Annotated in this window: 3 protein-coding genes; all 3 read right to left on the bottom strand. The window is 34.9% G+C overall.

Features of this window, described 5'->3' with window-relative positions:
* The coding region (locus tag ACKOWY_RS03650) for a GNAT family N-acetyltransferase (RefSeq protein WP_408940089.1) at positions 1–381 on the bottom strand (381 nt) is incomplete at its 3' end.
* Positions 359–1,381: a DUF4837 family protein gene (locus ACKOWY_RS03645; RefSeq protein ID WP_408940088.1), complete on the bottom strand. Its 1,023-nt coding sequence runs from the start codon at positions 1,379–1,381 to the stop codon at positions 359–361. The genes ACKOWY_RS03650 and ACKOWY_RS03645, both read right to left, overlap by 23 nt.
* 48 nt (positions 1,382–1,429) lie before the next feature.
* Positions 1,430–3,298, bottom strand: a 1,869-nt coding sequence (locus ACKOWY_RS03640; protein WP_408940087.1) for a LysM peptidoglycan-binding domain-containing protein, incomplete at its 5' end; no start/stop codon positions are given.

Below are 3,298 nucleotides of genomic sequence, written 5' to 3'. Positions count from 1 at the left end.
CCCATGACTCTCATAGAATTTTTTCAAATACAGTTGAGCCCCTATGGTAATTTCGGTTGCTCCAAAATGATTGAAAACTCCAGCTATTGCCTGTTGCATTAATTCGTGACCCCATTTTCTATCTCGGTATTTAGAATGTACTACAACTCTACCAATAGAAGCATGTACAAACGAAATTCCAGGTTTAAAAAGTCGTGCGTGGGCTACAATCTTCCCTTCAAATGTTCCAAAAAGATGCAATCCTTTTTGGTCTTTGCCGTCCAAATCAAGATAGACACAGTTTTGTTCAACAACAAAGATTTCGCTTCGCAAACGCAGAATATCGTACAACTCGTGTACAGAAAGTGATTCAAAAGATTTAATCTTCCATTCTAGTGCCATGAATTTTATTTTTATGTGGGGTAAATGTATTGTTTTTAAGTAAATGAACCGAATGGATAATTGCTTCTAATTCGTGCATGACGTCTCTTTTTTCTTTGGAAGGCGAATAACAAAATCCTTCCAAAACTAGCAATCTATTATTAGCGGTATCTACAATGGCATAATTGATAAAAGGTCCGGACATATAATCGTTTTGGAGTTGCCAAGTGCCTCTTGTTTCATACGTCAATCGATTATCCAACTTTGATTTAAAAAAATAAGGGGTGTACCCTGTCTCGCTAATCATATAGGTATTGGGTTCTGTCCCTTTAATGTATTTCCCAATGGAATCTCTCATCTTAAGAATAGCAACCGCAACATTCTCTTCCCTAATCGTTTGCAATGGCACCTGATAAAGTAACAAACTACTACTTCCACTAATACTATTTTTCTTTAACCAAACGAAATTGGTTTTTTGTGCTACCTGTTCAAAATCGGAAGGAACTTGAATAATAAGTCGAAATTGTTTCTTAATAGATGCGATTGGGAGAAGCTTCTTTCTATTTATTCGCTGACTTTCTGCAATTTCTCCTTGTTCAATACGGTAGATTATTTCTGGGGTATGTTCTTCCAACAATTGCAATATTTCAGTGGCTGTTTTACCCGAAATATGAAATACATTTTGAGGAGAGGCGTATTGATTTTTATTGATTTCAAATTTATTGTCGTCGTCTTTTTTGATTACCAAAATCGCACGACTATCAGTAGCAAAACCTTCCAGTAATTTAACAGGATATTGGTTGATAGTAAAAAGAGGTTCTTCTTCAGGTAGTCCAATTACTGGAGATGCAAATTTATTTCGGATGCTATCGCCAATTTCTCCATTCCACAATTGATCGTCAATAATTACCGAAATTGTGTTGATTTTACCCGTTGTTTTACGAGGTAAGTCGGCTTCTTTCTTGAAACAAGAAAACAGTGTAGCTGAAAGGAGTAGGCATAAAAAATGGGTTTTATTCATGATTCTTACATTATGAAATAAAACCCAAATTTAAATTGATTCATTGAATTATCCGTTAATTTTTAATTTCATTCCCGGTTTCAATTCTTCTTCTTTGATGTTGTTCCATTTCTTTAAATCAGAAATAGTCACACCTGGATATTTTTTGGAGATGCTATACAAGGAATCTCCTTTTTTCACATAGTATTCTGCTTCTTTTTTAGCAGGCGTTGTATAATCATCTTTCTTTTTAAAACTAGCTACTGTCGCTTTATTGGTTACAATTGCAATCTCATTTTTGGCAACAATTAATGTACTCCCTAAAGCAATTGAATTGGATGCTAAATTATTCCATTGTTTCAAATCGTCTAATGACGCTCCGAATTTCTTAGCAATGTTACCCAAATTATCTCCTTTTTGAACAACATATTGAATATCTTTTCTTTCAGGAGCAACGGCAACTTCTTCTTTAACCGTTGGAGTTTTGGCCACTTGAAGTGAAGCACCTAACTGAACATTAGTGTTGGTTAACTTGTTCCATTCTTGAATATCAGCTACCGTGATATTGAATTTTTTAGCAATAGTACTTAAGTTATCTCCTTTTTGAACCACATAAGACGAGGTTGTTGTTACCACGCTGTCTTTTTGAACTGCTTTTTTATCTACTTCAACTTTCGCTACGGCAGTCGATTTTTGTTCTACATCCGTACCATTGATTTTTAGATTTTTTCCGTAAGCAACTTCATTTCCTTTAATGTTATTCCATTTCTTAAGATCTTCAACTGCAACGTCATATTTCTTAGCAATTGTACTCAGATTATCTCCACGCTTGACACGATAATAACGCACTTTGGCTTGTGCCAATCTTTGAAACGTATTTACAGAGTCTTGAGGAACAATTGGACGAACGATTTGGAAAGGCTTTTCTCTTAAGTTAGCTTCTCTATCCACATAGGCATAAATCTTCGATTCATTAGAAGTAAAAACCGCCATCTTATCTTGAGGCAATCTCAAATAATGGCTTTGATCTCTGTAAGACGGCACCACATTTAATTTGTAGGAAGGATTCAAAATTTGTAATTGAGCCACTGGAATATCAATCAAATCTGAAATTTGTTTGAAAGACATCTGCCTTTTAATCATTACCGTATCAGTAGCAAAATGCTTGATAGGAGCTCTTTCAGGTTTAATTCCGTGTTCTTTATGGTATTCATAAATATACATCGTTGCTAAAAAGGCGGGTACATATCCTTGCGTTTCTTGTGGTAAATTTTTACGAATGTTCCAATAATTTTGTTGCCCTCCCGAACGACGAATAGCTTTAGCCACATTGCCCGGTCCTGAATTATACGATGCTAAAACCAAATCCCAATCGCCAAAAATAGCATACATGTTTTTCATGTATTGAGCAGCAGCCTCACTCGCTTTTAAGGGATCACTACGTTCATCTACATACGAATCGATTTTCAATCCATATTGTTTTCCCGTTTGGTACATGAACTGCCAAAGTCCCGTTGCGCCCACTCTAGAAACCGCTTTTGGGTTTAATGCCGACTCAACAACGGCTAAATATTTGATTTCAAGAGGAACATTTTGTTTATCAAATGCTTCTTCAAATAAAGGAAAATAATATTCTGAAATAGCCATTAACCGTTCAAAAGCCCGTTTTCTATTTTTCAAAAACGACTTGATTATGTTTTCTAAACCTTGGTTGTATTCGATATGAAATGGTGACTTCTCATCCATTTCTTGTAATCGTGTTTTTAACAACTCTGTAGGCAATTCATAATCAACTTTTTCGTCAATATTAATAGTTTGAATATCTTCTGTAAGGTTATTATAAATGTCTAAATTGGTTAATTCCTTTAACCACAAACTATCTACACAAGCTGCTAAATCGTCTTTAACAAATGTTTTCTTGATAGAATCTAAATAGGT

Source organism: Flavobacterium sp. (genome assembly GCF_046073885.1).
In the GTDB taxonomy this organism is placed as follows: domain Bacteria; phylum Bacteroidota; class Bacteroidia; order Flavobacteriales; family Flavobacteriaceae; genus Flavobacterium.
Note: the sequence above shows the minus strand (reverse complement) of the source record. Positions and strands in the feature narration are given on the sequence as shown.